Source organism: Streptomyces sp. NPDC058662 (assembly GCF_042716255.1).
Lineage (GTDB): Bacteria > Actinomycetota > Actinomycetes > Streptomycetales > Streptomycetaceae > Streptomyces.
This window is the reverse complement of record NZ_JBHXRU010000024.1, coordinates 35370-51576: the sequence shown is the minus strand read 5'-3', so window position 1 is coordinate 51576 and position 16207 is coordinate 35370. Positions and strand designations below refer to the sequence as shown.

Annotated in this window: 16 protein-coding genes; 5 read left to right on the top strand and 11 right to left on the bottom strand. The window is 73.9% G+C overall.

The window, feature by feature from the left end:
* The first annotated feature begins 42 nt into the window (after positions 1-42).
* Positions 43-1425 (top strand): MDR family MFS transporter, encoded by a 1383-nt coding sequence (locus ACFWUQ_RS11925; protein ID WP_384536325.1) that lies wholly within the window; start codon positions 43-45, stop codon positions 1423-1425.
* A gap of 149 nt (positions 1426-1574) precedes the next feature.
* Here ACFWUQ_RS11925 and ACFWUQ_RS11920 read toward each other — a convergent pair whose 3' ends face one another.
* Positions 1575-2060, bottom strand: coding sequence for a YbjN domain-containing protein (locus ACFWUQ_RS11920; RefSeq protein ID WP_384536322.1), 486 nt, complete (start codon positions 2058-2060; stop codon positions 1575-1577).
* Positions 2053-3435, bottom strand: coding sequence for a D-inositol-3-phosphate glycosyltransferase (gene mshA / locus ACFWUQ_RS11915; RefSeq protein WP_384536319.1), 1383 nt, complete (start codon positions 3433-3435; stop codon positions 2053-2055). The genes ACFWUQ_RS11920 and mshA overlap by 8 nt, the downstream gene beginning before the upstream one ends.
* A gap of 254 nt (positions 3436-3689) precedes the next feature.
* Between mshA and ACFWUQ_RS11910 the strand changes: the two genes are divergently transcribed.
* The 3 genes from ACFWUQ_RS11910 to ACFWUQ_RS11900 all read left to right on the top strand — a co-directional run bounded on the left by ACFWUQ_RS11910 (position 3690) and on the right by ACFWUQ_RS11900 (position 8566).
* The gene (locus tag ACFWUQ_RS11910; RefSeq protein WP_384536317.1) at positions 3690-4520 is read left to right on the top strand and encodes a class I SAM-dependent methyltransferase; all 831 of its coding nucleotides are present in this window, start codon (positions 3690-3692) and stop codon (positions 4518-4520) included.
* Positions 4521-4756: 236 nt separating this feature from the next.
* Positions 4757-5848 (top strand): NlpC/P60 family protein, encoded by a 1092-nt coding sequence (locus ACFWUQ_RS11905; protein ID WP_384536314.1) that lies wholly within the window; start codon positions 4757-4759, stop codon positions 5846-5848.
* A gap of 1314 nt (positions 5849-7162) precedes the next feature.
* Positions 7163-8566, top strand: coding sequence for a PP2C family protein-serine/threonine phosphatase (locus ACFWUQ_RS11900; protein WP_384536311.1), 1404 nt, complete (start codon positions 7163-7165; stop codon positions 8564-8566).
* 101 nt (positions 8567-8667) lie between these two features.
* Here the strand turns inward: ACFWUQ_RS11900 and ACFWUQ_RS11895 are convergent, their stop codons facing one another.
* From ACFWUQ_RS11895 to ACFWUQ_RS11870, 6 genes are all read right to left on the bottom strand, one after another.
* Positions 8668-9009 carry a DUF2516 family protein gene (locus ACFWUQ_RS11895; protein ID WP_384536308.1) on the bottom strand — a complete coding sequence of 114 codons (342 nt, stop codon included), beginning with the start codon at positions 9007-9009 and terminating at the stop codon, positions 8668-8670.
* A 135-nt stretch (positions 9010-9144) separates the two neighbouring features.
* Positions 9145-9786, bottom strand: coding sequence for a hypothetical protein (locus ACFWUQ_RS11890; RefSeq protein WP_384536305.1), 642 nt, complete (start codon positions 9784-9786; stop codon positions 9145-9147).
* Positions 9787-9809: 23 nt separating this feature from the next.
* A complete protein-coding gene (locus tag ACFWUQ_RS11885) occupies positions 9810-10295 on the bottom strand; it encodes a helix-turn-helix domain-containing protein (protein ID WP_384536302.1) in 486 nt (161 codons plus the stop codon).
* Between the two features lie 82 nt (positions 10296-10377).
* Entirely contained in the window at positions 10378-11142 is a 765-nt protein-coding gene (locus ACFWUQ_RS11880; RefSeq protein WP_384536299.1) for a putative protein N(5)-glutamine methyltransferase, read from the bottom strand.
* A gap of 73 nt (positions 11143-11215) precedes the next feature.
* Positions 11216-12460: a GNAT family N-acetyltransferase gene (locus ACFWUQ_RS11875; RefSeq protein ID WP_384536296.1), complete on the bottom strand. Its 1245-nt coding sequence runs from the start codon at positions 12458-12460 to the stop codon at positions 11216-11218.
* A gap of 156 nt (positions 12461-12616) precedes the next feature.
* Positions 12617-13195, bottom strand: a complete 579-nt coding sequence (locus ACFWUQ_RS11870) for an AmfC protein (RefSeq protein WP_384536294.1) — start codon at positions 13193-13195, stop codon at positions 12617-12619.
* A gap of 136 nt (positions 13196-13331) precedes the next feature.
* Between ACFWUQ_RS11870 and dtd the strand changes: the two genes are divergently transcribed.
* Entirely contained in the window at positions 13332-13757 is a 426-nt protein-coding gene (gene dtd, locus ACFWUQ_RS11865) for a D-aminoacyl-tRNA deacylase (RefSeq protein WP_384536291.1), read from the top strand.
* Positions 13758-13807: 50 nt separating this feature from the next.
* Here the strand turns inward: dtd and ACFWUQ_RS11860 are convergent, their stop codons facing one another.
* The 3 genes from ACFWUQ_RS11860 to ACFWUQ_RS11850 all read right to left on the bottom strand — a co-directional run bounded on the left by ACFWUQ_RS11860 (position 13808) and on the right by ACFWUQ_RS11850 (position 15936).
* Positions 13808-14773 (bottom strand): YgfZ/GcvT domain-containing protein, encoded by a 966-nt coding sequence (locus ACFWUQ_RS11860; protein ID WP_384536289.1) that lies wholly within the window; start codon positions 14771-14773, stop codon positions 13808-13810.
* Positions 14774-14794: 21 nt separating this feature from the next.
* Positions 14795-15205: a Fur family transcriptional regulator gene (locus ACFWUQ_RS11855; protein ID WP_384536385.1), complete on the bottom strand. Its 411-nt coding sequence runs from the start codon at positions 15203-15205 to the stop codon at positions 14795-14797.
* A 158-nt stretch (positions 15206-15363) separates the two neighbouring features.
* Positions 15364-15936 (bottom strand): FABP family protein, encoded by a 573-nt coding sequence (locus tag ACFWUQ_RS11850; protein WP_384536287.1) that lies wholly within the window; start codon positions 15934-15936, stop codon positions 15364-15366.
* Positions 15937-16207 lie beyond the last annotated feature (271 nt).

Here is a 16207-nt window from a genome sequence, read left to right as displayed (position 1 = left end):
CGACTGCCTGAGAGGCACTTACATCACCCGGGGGGATTCCTTATGTCCGTTGCCAGTGCGAGACGGGCCCTCCGGGAGAGCGTGTCGGGGTTGCCGCCCGCGTTCTGGTGGCTGTGGACGAGCACGCTCGTCAACCGGCTCGGGGCCTTCGTCGCCACGTTCATGACCTTGTACCTGACCCTGGACCGGGGCTACTCGGCCTCGTTCGCGGGGCTCGTGGTGGCGCTGCACGGGCTCGGCGGTGTGCTCTCCTCCCTCGCCGCCGGGGTGATGACCGACCGGCTGGGGCGGCGCCCCACGCTGCTGGCCGCGCAGGCCTCGACCGCGTTCTCGGTGGCGCTGCTCGGCTTCATGGAGCACCCGGCGGCGATCGCCGCGGTGGCGCTGCTGGTCGGCATGGCCTCGAACGCGTCGCGGCCGGCGGTCGCGGCGATGATGGCGGACATCGTGCGCCCCGAGGACCGCGTACGGGCCTTCGCGCTCAACTACTGGGCCATCAACCTCGGCTTCGCCGTCAGCGCGACCGCGGCGGGGCTGATCGCGGAGCACAGCTACCTGGCCGGCTTCCTGGGCGAGGCGGTGCTGACGCTGACGTGCGCGGTGCTCGTGTACGTCAAGCTGCCGGAGTCCCGGCCGGAGATGTCCGCGGCGGGTACGGGCTCGGGTACGGGGAGCGGGGCCGAGGCGGGCAAGGGCGGTGGCGCGGCGGAGGTCCGGCTGGGGACCGTGCTGCGCGACGGGCGGTTCATGGGAGTGGTCGGGCTGTCGTTCCTGATCTCCCTGATCTTCACCCAGGGGTCGGTGGGACTGCCGGTGGCGATGGGGGCGGCCGGGTTCTCGCCGGGCGACTACGGCCTGGTCGTCGCCGTGAACGGGCTGCTGATCGTGCTGCTCCAGATCCCCGTGACGCGGTTCATCGAGCACCGCGACCCGCAGCGGCTGCTGGTGGTGTCCGCGCTGCTGGCCGGGTACGGGTTCGCGCTGACGGCCTTCGCCGGGCCGCTGTGGACGTGGGCGCTGACGGTGTGCGTGTGGACGATGGCCGAGATCGTGAACTCGCCGACCCAGATGAGCCTGGTCGTGCGGCTCTCGCCGGTGCACGGGCGCGGGCGGTACCAGGGGATGTACACGATGTCCTGGGCGGTGGCCTCGCTGGTCGCGCCGCTGATGGCGGGCCTCGTGATCGACCGGTACGGGGCGGGGTGGCTGTGGGCCGCCACGGGTGTGCTGGGCACGGTGGCGGGGGCGGGGTACTGGCTGCTGATGCGGGGGCTGCCGGCGGCTGGTGCGGGCGCGGGGGGTGGCGCCGCCGGGGTCGCTCCGGCGGGGGTCGCTCCGGCGGGGGTCGCTCCTGGCGCGGTGGCTCCCGCCGGGGTGGCTCCCGTTGCGGCCGGTGTGCCGCTGCCGGCGCGGACCGAGGCGTAGCCGGGGCTCCCCGGTCCCGTACCCCCGCGCCTCAATCGCCGGCGCGGCTCACAGACCCGGGGCTCCGCCCCGTACCCCGCGCCTCAAACGCCGGCGAGGCTGGTGTCCGGCCGCCGTACGCCGGTACAGCAGGGCAAGACCGGGGGCGGTCAGGACGGTTGGGTGAGGTGTTTGAAGGCGTCCAGGTTGTGCGTGGGTTCGCCCCGTGAGACGCGCCAGTCGTACTCGCGCCGGATGGCGGTCGCGAAGCCCAGTTCCAGCAGCGTGTTGAACGCGCCGTCCGCCGCCTCCAGGACCGTGCCGAGCAGGTGGTCCAGGTCCTCGGGGGTGACGACCGACAGCGGGAGGCGGGCCGTCAGGTAGACGTCGCCGAGCCGGTCCACCGCGTAGCTCATCCCGTACAGCTTGAGGTTGCGCTCCAGCAGCCAGCGGTGGACGCCCGCCTCGTTCTCGTCCGGGTGCCGGATCACGAAGGCGTTCACGGACAGCGAGTGGCGGCCGACGCGCAGCGAGCAGGTGGTGCTCAGCTTGCGCGTGCCGGGGAGCTGGACGACGTACGTGCCCGGTTCGGGGCTCTCCCAGCTCAGTTCGGCGCCGTTCAGGGCGCCCTCGATGATCGCGCCGGTGTCAGCCATGGTGGGAGCGTACGCGACGGCGATGATCATGCATGGCAGCGGTGTACACCTCGGCCGTGCCGCTCGCCGCCGTGTCCCAGCCGAAGAACTGCGCGTGCCGGGCGGCGTCGGCGCCCATGCGGTCCGCCAGCCCGGGCTCGTCGATGAAGCGCCGCAGCTCCCGCGCGTAGTCCACCGGGTCGTGCCCGGGTACGAGGATCCCCGTGACCCCCGCGTCGACGGCGACGGGCAGCCCGCCCACGGCGGCGGCGAGCACCGGGGTGCCGGTGGCCTGGGCCTCTATGGCGACGAGCCCGAAGGATTCGCTGTAGGAGGGCATGACCAGCACGGACGCCGCCCGGAACCAGTCCGCGAGCCGGTCCTGGCCGACCGGCGGGTGGAAGTGCACGAGGTCGGTGATGCCGAGCCTCGCGGCGAGCTTCTGCAGGCCCTCCGGCTTGGCGAGGCCGCTGCCGCTGGGGCCGCCGACGACGGGGACGTGGAGGCGGCGGCGCAGCGAGGGGTCGCGGTCCACGAGTTCGGCGACGGCGCGCAGCAGGATGTCGGGGGCCTTGAGGGGCTGGATCCGGCCCGCGAAGAGCGGGATGACGGCATCCTGGGGCAGCCCGAGGCGGGCGCGGGCGGCGGCCCGGCCGTCGGCCACGGCGAAGCGCTCCAGGTTCACGCCGGGATGGACGACGGCCACCTTGGCGGGGTCGGCCCCGTAGTACCGGACGAGTTCGTCGGCCTCCTCGGCCGTGTTCGCGATGAGCCGGTCGGCGGCGGCCACGATCTGGGTCTCGCCGATCACGCGGGCCGCGGGCTCGGGGGCGTCGCCCTCGGCCAGCGCCGCGTTCTTGACCTTCGCCATGGTGTGCATCGCGTGCACGAGGGGCACGCCCCAGCGCTCGGCGGCGAGCCAGCCGACGTGGCCGGAAAGCCAGTAGTGCGAGTGCACGAGGTCGTAGTAGCCGGGGCGGTGGCCGGCCCAGGCCTGCATCACTCCGTGGGTGAAGGCGCACAGCTGGGCCGGGAGCTCCTCCTTGGCCAGGCCCTCGTACGGGCCGGCGTCCACATGCCGCACCAGGACCCCGGGAGCCAGCTCGACGACGGGGGCCAGCCCGCCCGCCGTGGCCCGGGTGAAGATCTCGACCTCGATGTTGATCGCGGCGAGCCGCTTGGCCAGCTCCACGATGTACACGTTCATACCGCCGGCGTCGCCCGTGCCGGGCTGGTGGAGCGGGGAGGTGTGCACGCTGAGCATGGCCACGCGGCGGGGTTTGCGGTGGTGGCCGCCGGCCGGCCGGCGCAGCCGGGGAGGTTCGTGGCGGGCGGCGCGGGCGGCGGCGAGACGTCCGCTGAGGCTGCCGCCGAGGCGGGACACGTACTGGCTCAAGGGAGCAGTTCCTCTCGGCTCGGACGACGCTCGGACGGGCTTGCTGCCGCACGGGGCGCGACCGCGGGCGCCGCGGGGGCACCCCTGGGACGGCATGACGCCCCAGGGACGAACGGCATGACGGCAGCAGCGCGCTCGGCGCCCTGCAGGGAGTGCAACCCCGACGGCCGTCCCCCGCATTCCGGGGGGCCCGGTTTTCCTGCTCGGTTTGCCGGATTTTTATCCGGGACCTGCCCTCCGCTTACTCTCGCCCCATGGCCTCCCGCGGTACCCCGCCCTCCAGCCGAGCCCCCGGCCGCCCCGTGGGCTCGGTGACGCGCGGGACGACGAACCCGAACCGGCTGCGCCGGATGGACCGCTGGATCGCGGCGACGCACGGGGCCGCGCTGCGGCGCGCGCAGGCGCCGGTGGCGGTGGACCTCGGCTACGGGGCCGCCCCGTGGACGGCGGTCGAGCTGCTGGCGCGGCTCCGCGCGGTGGCGCCCGGGGTGCGCGTGGTGGGCATCGAGATCGAGCCGGCCCGGGTGGCCGGGGCGAAGCCGTACGAGCGGGACGGGCTGAGCTTTCGGCACGGGGGCTTCGAGGTGCCGCTGGACGGGCCGGGCGGCGGGGAGCGGCCGGCGCTGATCCGCGCGGCGAACGTATTGCGCCAGTACGACGAGGAGCGGGTCGCCGAGGTGTGGGCGCGGCTGTGCTCCCGGCTGGCCCCGGAGGGGCTGCTGGTGGAGGGGACGTGCGACGAGATCGGGCGGCGGCACGTGTGGGTCGCGCTGGGGCCGGAGGGGCCGCGCACGGTGACGTTCGCGACGCGGCTCGGTTCCCTGGAGCGCCCGTCGGACCTCGCGGAGCGGCTGCCGAAGGCGCTGATCCACCGCAATGTGCCGGGCGAGCCGGTGCACGCGTTCCTGCGCGACTTCGACCGGGCGTGGGCGGCGGCGGCCCCGTACGCCTCGTACGGGGCGCGGCAGCGCTGGATCCGGACGGCGCGGGCCCTCTCCGGCGACTGGCCGCTGGCGGACGGGCCGGTGCGGTGGCGGCAGGGGGAACTGACGGTGCGGTGGGAGGCGTTGCGCCCGGTGGGGTGAAGGGGGCGCGGTGGGGAACCGGGGGCGGGGGCGGGCCGTTGAGTGGACGGGGTGGCGGGGCAGGGGCGGTGTGCGGGACGTCCGGTGGGGGCGTCCGGTGGGGTGGACAAGATCGGGAGATGCCCCCGAGGGTGTTGGAATTCACCGAGTCGTGGCACCATCCCGAAGGCAGTAACAAGTTACTGATGAACAGTCAGATCTGATACGAGGTCTGACGCGGGGTGCCTGGGGGGACCATGGTGGCCGTAAGGCGACGGCGGGGCGCGAGCGCTCTCGTACTGCTGTGCGCGATGACGGTGGCGGTACTGACCGCACCCGGCCTCGCGGCGGGGACCGCTCACGCGGCGCCGGCGGCGCCCTCCGCTCCGGCGGCTCCCGCGCCCGAACCGGGCGTCAAGACGCTGGAGCAGGTCCGCACGGAGATCGAGCAGCTCTACCGGCAGGCCGGCACCGCCACGGACGCGTACAACCTGGCCGAGGCGGAGACCAAGGCCCAGTCCGAGAAGATCGTCGAGATCGCCAACCTCGTCGTCGCGGGCCAGGAGCGGATCAGCTCCCTGAAGGGCCGCGCGGGCGCCGCCGCCCGCGCCCAGTACCGGTCGGGCGGACTGCCGCCGGGCGCGAAACTCGTGCTGAGCGAGGACCCGAACCACTTCCTCGACGGCAAGGACCGCCTGCGCCAGGGGGAGAAGGCCGCCTCCGACCTGCTCACCGAACTGGACCGCACCCAGGCCGATCTGAAGCGGTACGCGCAGGACGCCGCCGCGCACTGGTCGACGCTGGAGGCCAACCGGATCAAGCAGGAGCAGTCGAAGAAGCAGGTCGAGGAGAAGATCAAGGCGGCGGAGGAGCTGGAGAACAAGCTGGAGGCCGAGGAGAAGGCCCGGCTGATCCAGCTGGAGCAGGAAGCCCAGTACAAGGCGCAGAAGGCGTGGCTGTCGACGGGCGCGATGACGGACGTCAAGGGCTCCGCGACGGACGCCGGGAAGCGGGCCGTGCAGTTCGCCACCGCCCAGATCGGCAAGCCCTACATCTGGGGCGCCGAGGGCCCGGGTTCGTTCGACTGCTCCGGCCTCACCTCGCAGGCGTGGCGGGCGGCGGGCAAGGGCATCCCGCGCACCTCGCAGGAGCAGCTGCGGCTGCTGCCGAAGGTCGAGATCAAGGACATGCGGCCGGGCGATCTGATCATCTACTTCGACGACGCCAGCCACGTCGCGATGTACGTGGGCGACGGCGCGATGGTGCACGCCCCGCGCCCCGGCCGGAACGTGACGATGGCGGGCGCGGGCTCGATGCCGATCAAGGCGATCGTCCGCCCGGACGCGTAACCGCCGCCGCGGGCCGGGGGGTACGGGGCCGCCGGTACGGCCGCGTTCCCGTGCGTACGGGGCCGGAGGTACGGCCGCCGGCCCGGGGGGTAGGGGTCGGAGGCACGGCCTCGGGGCCCCGAGGGGTACGGGGTCGGAGGTACGGCCTCGGGCCCGGGCTCCCGCGTAACCGCCGCCGCGGGGCCGGGGGGCATGGGGCCGCAGGTACGACCGCAGGCCCCGGGGGTACGGGGGCGGACGTATGGCTCCGGGCTCCGGGGCACGGCCACCGGTGCGCGGGCGCGGGGGCGAGACCTCAGCAACTCCCCGGCCGGCTAGGGTCCGCACGGCACCGGGCTCGGGGTCCCGAGGGCCGCCCGGACCCGGCTCGATGGGGCGCAGGCGCGGGCACGGCTACCGGTTACGCGGGCTCCCGGACGAGGCCCTAGCGACTCCCCCACCCAGCTACGAGACGCACGGCACCGGGCGCGTGGTCCCGACGGCCGCCCAGACCTGGCTACTGGGGGGTGCGGACATCCGGCCGGGACCCGGCGCTGCGCGGGCGGGCACTGCCAGCGGTCGCGCAGGCGCCCGCAGCGGACCGCCAGCGACCGTGTCGCAGACCCCGGGTGGCACCCCGGGCCCGGCTACGGGACACGCAGGTGCCGGGGCGGGCTGGCGGCGGACGCGACGCCGATCCCTGCTGGCGGACCGAGTGCCAGGGTGGGGCCCGGCGCGCGCCTGCGCAGGCCCCCGGCAGCAGCCCGGGCCCGGCTGCCGAACGCGTGAACGCCGCGCGGGCCCCCGGCAGGCGCCGCCGCACGCCGCGCGGTGCCGAACCGCGACGCGCCCGCGGCGGTTCCGCTGAGGCCCGGCGGCATCGCCAGCCCCGGGAGACCGTCAACCCCGCCGCCCTTCGGCCCGATAGGCCCCCGGGCCAAGCCACCCCCTGGCCCCGGGAGATCCCCGGCCCGAGGCCGGGCGCCGAGGGCCGGGGGCCGGGGCCGGGGGCCGGGGCCGGGGCCGGGGGCCGGGGCCGGGGGCCGGGGCCGCGGACCGGACTGCCGGGGCCCGGGGGGCGGCAGGGGGGCCGGGTGGGTGAAAGGGTGGGGGAAGGGGGGCGGGCAGGCAACCAATCGGGCGGGGACGACGTCTCGCTGCACGGGACGAAACGCCGCCCCTCCGTGACGTTTGTCATCCAGTGAGCCGATTTTCCCCCGCGATAACGGCATATGACTGCGGCCCTGCCCCGTAACGCATTCCGTTTGTCGGGCCGGGACCGCTAGGGTCGCCCGGACGAGCGCACCCTCGGGGGGAGGGAAGGAACCGGAGACGATGCCCGTACCCGTACCGCGGCAGAGGGACACCCCGGCCACGGAGAGCGGTCAGGCCGTTCTGCCCACAGCAGCAGCCGTACCGGCCGCCGCGCACACCGCAGCCGCGCCCCGGACCGCCGCACCGCCGGTCACCGCACCGCCGGTCACCCCGGCACCGGGCGCCGCGCAGGCGAACCCGCACGCGACCGCGCTGACCCTCCTCGTCATCGAGGACGACCCCGCGGGCGGCCTCACCGTCCCGGAGATCCTGGACTCCGACGGCCACCGCATCCGGCTCCGTACCGCCCGCAACCTCACCGAGGCGCAGCGGCTGCTCACGCCGGACGTGCACTGCATCCTGCTCGACCTCGCCCTCACGGACACCGGCCCGCGCACCTCCGCCCCACCCTCCCCCGCCGGGACGGCCGCCACCGGCGCCGCCCCCGCGGACGACCTGGCGGCCCTGCGCCACGTGCTCCGTATCGCGCCCCGCCACGCCGTCCTCGTCCTGACCGCCGAGGACGACGCCGACCGGGCCGCCGAAGCCGTCCGGGTCGGCGCCCAGGACTTCCTCTTCCGGGACGAGCTCGACGGCCGGCTGCTGAGCCGCGCCATCCGCTACGCGGTGGAGAGAAAACGGGCCGACATCGCCCAGTACAAGCTTGCAGAATCGAAACTGCGCGCCCAGGAGAACGCCCGCCTGGAACGCGGACTGCTCCCCAACCCCCTCCTGGAGGGCTCCGACCTCCGCTTCGCCGCCCGCTACCGCCCCGGCCGCAGCCGGGCGCTGCTCGGCGGTGACTTCTACGACACCGTCCGCACCCCCGACGGCACCGTCCACGCCATGATCGGCGACGTGTGCGGCCACGGCCCCGACGAAGCCGCCCTCGGCGTCGAGCTGCGCATCGCCTGGCGCGCCCTGACCCTGGCCGGACTGTGCGGCGACGACCTGCTCGCCACGCTCCAGCAGGTCCTGGAGGTGGAGCGCCCGTCGGAGGAGATCTTCGCGACGCTGTGCACGGTCGACATCGCGCCGGACGGCCGCCGCGCGGGCCTGTGCCTCGCGGGGCACCCCAGCCCCCTGATCGCGCGGCCGGGCCGCCCGGCGAAGCTCCTGCCGTACGAGAGCAGCGGCCCGGCACTGGGTCTGCTGCCGCGCGCCCGCTGGCCGCGCCGGCAGGTCGAGCTGGGGGGCACGTGGAGCCTGATGCTCTACACCGACGGCCTCATCGAGGGCCGGATCGGCGAGGGCAGGGAGCGGCTCGGGCAGGACGGCATGGTCGAGATGATCAACCGGCACCTGGAATGCGGGCTGAGCGGCGAGAGCCTGCTGGAAGCCTCCGTCACGGAGGCCCGCCGCCTCAACGGCGGCGAGCTCACGGACGACGTGGCCGTGGTCCTGCTCTCCCGCGACGAGGGCTGAGCCAGGGGGCGGGCCGGCCGCGGCGGCCCGGCCCGGCGCAACGGCCCGCTCTACGCCCCGCCCAGCTGTCCGCGGCCCGGCCCCACCGCCGTGCCGGTCGGCTAGCGTCCGCCGTTGTAGGGCCCGTACGGTCCGTCGCTGCTGCTGCCCCCGCTGCGCCGGCCGCCGCCGCCCGAGACCTGCTTCAGGGCCGGGCGGACATCGACGAAGAACACGATGGTCGCGACCAGGCCGGCGATCTGCAGGAACAGCATGCCGAGGAAGAAGTCCACCAGGACCGTGATGCCCAGGATGACCAGCCAGAAGGTCTTGGTCTGCTTCCCGGCTGCCCGGTACGCGTCCTCGCGCGCCACCAGCGCGAGCACGAAGGCCACGACGGCGAGCACCAGCATGGCGAGCCCGAGCATCGGGACCACCCCTCGATCGAACCCGTCCATCAACATCGTTCCGACCGCCTTCTCATGCCTCTGCTTCGCACTCCGATGCCCAGCGCGTCCACGCTACCGGCACGGGGGCCTTCACGAACGACAACGGGCCGGACACCCTCTGGGTGCCCGGCCCGCCGACGTTCATGCGGTTCAGCTCTCGTCGGCCGCCACCGCGGCGGCCTTCTTCGCCGTGTTCTTGCGCGTGGCGGTCCTCTTCGCGGCCGGCTTCTCCTCGTCGGCGGCGACCTCGTCGGCCGCGGCGTCGGCGGCGACCGGCTCGGTCCCGGTCCCGGTCCCGGCCGTCGACTCCGACTTCGACTTCGTCTCCGCCTCGGACGCGGGCTCGACGGCCACGGCGATCTCGACGATCTCCTCGGAGACCTCGCCCCGCCAAGCCCGTACGGCCTGCTCGCCGTGCTCGGCGACCTTGTCGTAGGTCTCCTTGGCCCGCACCGCGTACTCGGCGGCCACGCCGACCCCGCGCAGCGCCAGGTCCTGGGCGGTCTCCCCGAACTTCTTCGGGTCGATCGCGTCGATCGCGCCGAACACCTCGGCGACCTTGGCGGCGACCGCCCCCTGGGCCTCCTTGGCCGCTTCCTTGGCCTTCTCCTGCACGACCTTCGGGTCGGTGTTCTTCACGGCCTCGATGCGGGCCGGCGCCTCGGCGCGCAGCTGCTCGATGAGCCCCGGCACCTTCTTGGCCTGCTGCACGGCGAGGTCGGCGGTGCCGGCGGCGAAGTAGAGGGGGGTCGGGTCGGTGAGGGTCTTCTTCAGGTCATCGGCGATGGCCATGCGGTGGTCCTCCCGGATCAGGTTCAGTTCGTTTTCGACGGCATCTGCTCGTCGGTGCCGCTCGGGCCGTTCGGGCCCTTCGTGCCGTTCACGCCGTTCGCGCCGGCGTCGTCGCCGGGCCCGCTGGGCCCGTCGGCCGCGGGGGCCGCGCCGGCCGTCGAGTCGAGCGCGTTCTCCTTGCGGAACGACTCGTAGATCTGGAGCAGCACCTGCTTCTGCCCCTCGTTGATGGACGGGTCGGCGAGGATGACGGCGCGCGTCTCCACCTCGTCCCGGTCCCGCTCATCCAGGATCCCGGCCTGCACGTACAGCGTCTCCGCGGAGATCCGCAGCGCCTTGGCCAACTGCTGCAGGATGTCCGCGCTCGGCTTGCGCAGCCCGCGCTCGATCTGGCTCAGGTACGGATTCGACACCCCCGCCGCCTCTGCCAGCTGCCGCAGCGAGAGCTGAGCCTGCCGGCGCTGCTCACGGAGGTACTCGCCGAGATTTCCGACGTTGAGCGATGCCATGCCCCGATCCTGCACCACTGCGCTAACTATTGCAAGCAGCTTGCTTGCAACACCTCCCACCCGGCGCCCAGGGCCCGCGGCCCTAGACCGTGCCGATCACGACCGTCGCGTACAGCTCCCGCGAGGTGACCGTCCGGACGGTCAGGCCCGCCGAGATCAGGGCGGAGGCCGTCACCGGGGACTGGCGGGCGCTGGTCTCGATGAGGAGGCGGCCGCCGGGGGCCAGCCAGTCGGGGGCGCCCGCGGCGATCCGGCGGTGGACGTCCAGGCCGTCGGCGCCGCCGTCCAGGGAGACCCGCGGTTCGTGGTCCCGGGCCTCCGGCGGCATCAGGCCGATCTCCTCCGTGGGCACGTAGGGGGCGTTGACCACCAGCACGTCGACCCGTCCCCGCAGGGACGCGGGCAGCGGCCCGTACAGGTCGCCCTCCCACACCCGGCCGCCGTACGGGGCCACGTTGCGCCGCGCGTACGCCAGCGCCGCCGGATCGATGTCCGCCGCGTGCAGCTCCACCCCGCCCGGTACGCCCGCCGCGACGGCCGCGCCCAGCGCCCCGACCCCGCAGCACAGGTCCAGCACCACCGCGCCCGGCCGGGCCGGCGCCACCGCCTCCGCCACGAGGAACTCGGTGCGCCGGCGCGGTACGAAGGCCCCCGTACCCACCTCCACCCGCAGGCCGCAGAACTCCGCCCAGCCCACCACGTGTTCCAGCGGCTCACCGCCCACCCTGCGGGCCAGCAGCTCCGCCAGGTGGCCGTCGTCGGTCGCGGCGCCGACCAGCAGGTCCGCCTCCTCCTCCGCGAAGACACAGCCCGCGGCACGCAGGCTCTCCACCAGGGAAGGGGACATCGAATGCCTCACGCGACTCCGTTCCAGTTCATCGGTTCCTTGCCGAGTCGGGGGACGGTCCGGGGACCGGCCCTCAGAAGATGTCCGGGCACCACGGGCGGCGCGCCGTACGGAACACCGCGTCGGCCAACTCCAGCGCCCCCGCACGCTCCTGCGTCACCCGGCCGAGCGCCGCCAGCCGCAGCGCCGACTCGTCGCCGAGGTAGAGGGAGCCGAGGGCGGACACGTCCATCCGCAGGTCCGCCGGCTCCCGCGTCCGCTCGCACACGCCCGCCCCCGCGTCCAGCCGGTAGCGGCCGCCGGCCGGTCCCCCCGCGTCGCCCACCTCCAGCACGAGCACCCCGGGCACGGCGTACGTCCGCGCGCCGAGCGCCTGTACGACGTCCAGCAGCCGCACCCACAGGAAGTCGGCGGCCGTGAGGACCCTGGCGGAGCGCGGGTCGGGCAGCAGCCCGGTGACGAGGTCGTCGGGGGCCCGGTAGCCGGTGCGGACGGCGGTCACCCAGTCGACGGAGCACAGGAAGTGCCACAGCGAGCGCTGCGCGTCCGGGTCGACCGCGATCAAGTCCTTGACCTGCAGCGTGGCCTGCGGAAGCTTCGCGTCCGCCCAGTGGCCGTCGGTCCTGTACGCGGCCAGACCCCGCACCTCGCCCGCCGCCGTCCGGTACACGGCGTAGAAGTGTTCCTTGTGGGGCCGGTACGACCACTCCTCCAGGCCGGTCGCCAGACTCCACCAGCGCGCGTCGCGGTTCACCGCCCCGGGCGTGACCGCCCGCAGCCGCTCGTGCAGCTCCGGGCCCACCCGCCGGACCTCGGCCGCGTCGACCAGGTCGATCCGCCCGCCGCCGGCCGGGACCGAACCGCGCGGGTCCAGCCCGGCCCGCGGGACGTCGATCTCCCATTCCGAGATGTGCGTCGCGGGCCCGTACCCGTACCGCTCGTAGATCGGGTACTCGGCCGCGATCAGGGTGGACAGGACGTCGCCGCGTGCGTGGGCGGCGGCCAGCTCGGCCGCCATCATCCGGCTGAGCAGTCCCTGGCGGCGGTGGGTGGGCAGCACGGCCACGTTCGAGACGGCGTCGGCGGTGACGGCCGCGCCACCGGGGACGGTCAACTCCTGCGCGAAGGAACGGAAGGCCGCCACGCAGCGGCCGGTGCCGGTGTCGAAAGCACCCTGGATCCGGGAGAGGTCGCAGTGCTCGGCCCGTTGGGCGGCGTCGGACTCCGTCGGGCGCTCCGGGGTCAGGAACCCCCGGTTGAGGGTGTGGAGCCACTCGGGGAGTTCGTGCTCGGCGATCGGCCGCACATCAGCGCTCATAACCGGTCACGCTAATCCCCAGGGCGACCCCGGTCGCCCGGATTTCCGCCCGGTGGGGCCACCTCGGGCCAGCGCACCGCGCCGCGTCTCGCGCCGTACCTCCGCCCCGCGCCTCCGCGCCGCACCTCCCGCCCCCGCCCTCCCAACCCCCGCGGATCAGGCCAGCAGGTCGTCCACCTGCGCCTCGCCGTCCCGGTACCGGCGGGTGATCTCCGCGATGCAGTCGTCCACCGTGCGCTGGAGCTGCTGCCGGCGCCGTGAGACCTGCTGCTCGTACCGCACCAGCCGGCCCAACCCCTCGTACAGCTCCGCGTCCGTTCTGGCCGTCAGGTCCGACAGCTCCACGTCGGACAGCATCTCCGCCGCCAGCAGCCGGTACTCCTCGCTGTGCGGGGTGCCGAGCGTGACGTGCCGGGCGGAGGCACTGCGGCTGGACGGGGCGTCGGCGAGGATCTCCGAGAGCCGGTCCACCACCGGCGTCTCGGGGTCGGAGCGGCGTGCCAGCTCGGCCCGCAGGATGTCGATGCGGCCCTGCAACAGGCGGCGTACGTAGCTCAGATCGGCCTCGTCGCGCTGGGCGTCGCGGCGCAGCGCGCGCAGCTCCGGCAGCCCGAGGGCGTTGCTCTGCGGGGCCGCCGGCTCCTGCGGCTCGGCGGTGCGCTGCGCGGGCGGTCGTACCGCGGCAGCGGACATGGAAGCGGGTGATGCAGGTACGGAGGTACCAGAAGTATTCATACGAACGAGTCCGTCCCCTCGACCGGTGCGGCGCACCCGCACCGCCTTCCTGCATCGTGCCACTGTCCGCGTGCCCGACGCAGTCCCGGAGCACCCGATCGGCCCCGGACGGGTGCACGCCTGGTACACAGGTGGTATGCGAGCAGTGGTGCAGAGGGTGGACGGGGCGCGCGTCGTCGTGGGCGGCGAGACCGTGGGCGAGGTCGTCGGCGAGGGGCTGTGCGTACTGGTGGGCGTGACCCACGACGACACCCCGGAGAAGGCGGCGCAACTGGCGCGCAAACTCTGGTCCGTACGGCTGCTGGAGGGCGAGAAGTCCTGCAGTGACAACGGCGCACCGCTGCTGGTGATCTCCCAGTTCACGCTCTACGGCGACGCCCGCAAGGGCCGGCGCCCCACCTGGAACGCGGCCGCTCCCGGGGAGGTCGCCGAGCCGCTGGTCGACGAGGTGGTGGCGCGGCTGCGCGCGCTGGGCGCGACGGTGGAGACGGGCCGTTTCGGGGCGGACATGCGGGTCTCGCTCACCAACCACGGCCCGTTCACCCTCGTCATCGACATCTGAACCGGCGTCCCCCGGCCGCCGGCGGGCCGACGGGCCGACGGGCACCACCGCTACGGCGCTACGACGACCTCCTGCGCGGCGGCCGTCCCCCCGGCCAGCAGCGGCGCGTCGACGGGCACGTTCCGCTTGACCAGCGCGAGCGCGATCGGACCGAGCTCGTGATGGCGGACGGCCGTGGTCACGAAGCCCAGTTGGCGGCCCTCCTCCCCGTCGGCGGCGAGCCGGACCGGGGCGCCGTGGGCCGGGAGGAGCACCTCGGATCCGTCCAGGTGCAGGAAGACGAGGCGGCGCGGGGGCTTCCCCAGGTTGTGGACGCGGGCGACGGTCTCCTGGCCCCGGTAGCAGCCCTTCTGCAGGTGCACGGCGGTACCGATCCAGCCCAGCTCGTGCGGGATGGTGCGGTGGTCCGTCTCCAGGCCGAGGCGCGGCCGGTGCGCCTCGACGCGCAGGGCCTCGTACGCGAGGAGGCCCGCGGCCGGGCCGTGCGAGGCGGCGAACGCCTCCAGCTCGGCGCGCGGCAGGAAGACGTCGCGGCCGTGCGCGGTCTCGCGCACGGCGTGCTTCCCGGGGACCTCACCGATGGAGCCGGCCGGCAGGTGGACGACCGCGAACTCCCCGGTGCGGTCCGCGACCTCGACCCGGTAGAAGAACTTCATGGACTCCAGGTAGCCGATCAACTCCCCCTGGGTGCCGGGCTCCACGTGCGCCCACGTGGTCTCGCCGTCGTCGACGAGGTAGAGCGCGTGCTCGATGTGGCCGTTGGCCGAGAGGATCAGTGCCTCAGTGGCCTGCCCGGCCGGCAGCTCGGTGACGTGCTGGGTGATCAGCAGGTGGAGCCAGCTCAGCCGCTCCGGTCCGGTGACGGTGACGACCCCCCGGTGCGAGAGGTCGACGAAGCCTCGGCCGTCCGCGAGGGCGCGCTGTTCGCCGTACAGCTCTCCGTAGTGGGCGGCGACGCCCTCGTCACGGCCTTCGGCCTGCACGGCGCCGGGAAGATGGAGCAAGGGGCTGGTCATGGAAACAAGCCTACGACCCGGCTACGCCTGAGCGGCACGGCGCTTCGCCGAACACCTCGCGCACAGCCCGAAGATCGCGAAGTGCTTCATGTCGGTCTCGAACCCGAAGGTGGTGCGGAGCTTCGAGGTGAAGTCGGCGGCGATGTCCACGTCCGCCTCGATGACGTCGGAGCAGTCGCGGCAGACCAGGTGGATGTGGTGGTGCCGGTCCGCGAGGTGGTACGTGGGAGCGCCGTGCCCGAGGTGGGCGTGGGAGACGAGCCCGAGCTCCTCCAGCAGCTCCAGCGTCCGGTAGACGGTGGAGATGTTGACCCCGGAGGCCGTCCTGCGCACCTGCGCGAGGATCTCGTCCGGGCTGGCGTGCTCCAGTGCGTCGACCGCCTCCAGCACGAGCTGGCGCTGCGGGGTCAGCCGGTAGCCGCGCCGGCGCAGGTCGGTCTTCCAGTCGCCGCCTTCGGGACCCTCGGCGCTGTCGCCGCTGGCGGCGCTCTCGCCGCTGCCGGTGCTGTCGGTGCTCACCACGCGGCCAGTGTAAGCGCGCGAAGGGGACCGGGAGCCTGCCCCGATCCCCTTCTTCGTACGGCCCGCGGTCAGCGGAAGAAGGCGATGCCGTCGTCGGGCATGTCCGGGAGGTTGCGCGCCATCTCGGCGACCTCCTCGGGCGTGACGACCTTCTTGAGCTGCGCGGACATGTACGGGCGCAGCTCGACGTCCGGGGTGGCCTTCTCGCCGACCCACATCAGGTCGCTCTTCACGTACCCGTAGAGCCGCTTGCCGCCGGTGTACGGGCCGGAGGCCGCGGTGCGGGCGACGGCGTCCGTGGCCAGGTCGATCTGGGGCTTCTGGTCGGCGAGCTCGCCGTACCAGACCTCGATGACGCCCTGGTCGCGGACCATGACGACCTCGACGTTGCGGTCCTTGTCGATGCGCCAGTAGCCCGCCTCGGACTCCAGCGGGCGCACCTTGCCGCCCTCGGAGTCGAGGACCCAGGTGCGGGAGGTGTACTCCAGGAAGTCCCTGCCGTCGTGGCTGAAGGTGACCTCCTGCCCGAAGTTGCACTTCTCCTCACCGGGGAAGTCGAAGACGCCCGCGCCCTCCCAGGTACCGAGGAGGAAGGCGAGGGGGACGAGGCCCGGGTTCAGGTCGGACGGAATCTGGATCATGGATGGCTGCTCAGGCTCTGTGGGAGGGGTTCCGGTATCCGGGGCGGGCGACGGCGGCTGATCAGGTGATCAGACGATCAGCGCTGGCCCTGGTACAGCTTCTTCACGGCCAGTCCGGTGAAGGCGAGAACGCCGACGCAGACCAGGACCAGCAGGGAGGTGAAGACTGCCTCAAGCACGGGGTGCTCCTCGGAATCGGTGGTGGCTGTACGGGGCCGGTCCCCAAGCCTACTGGCCCGGGGACCGGCGCACTCTGCGAGGTGGACCGTAC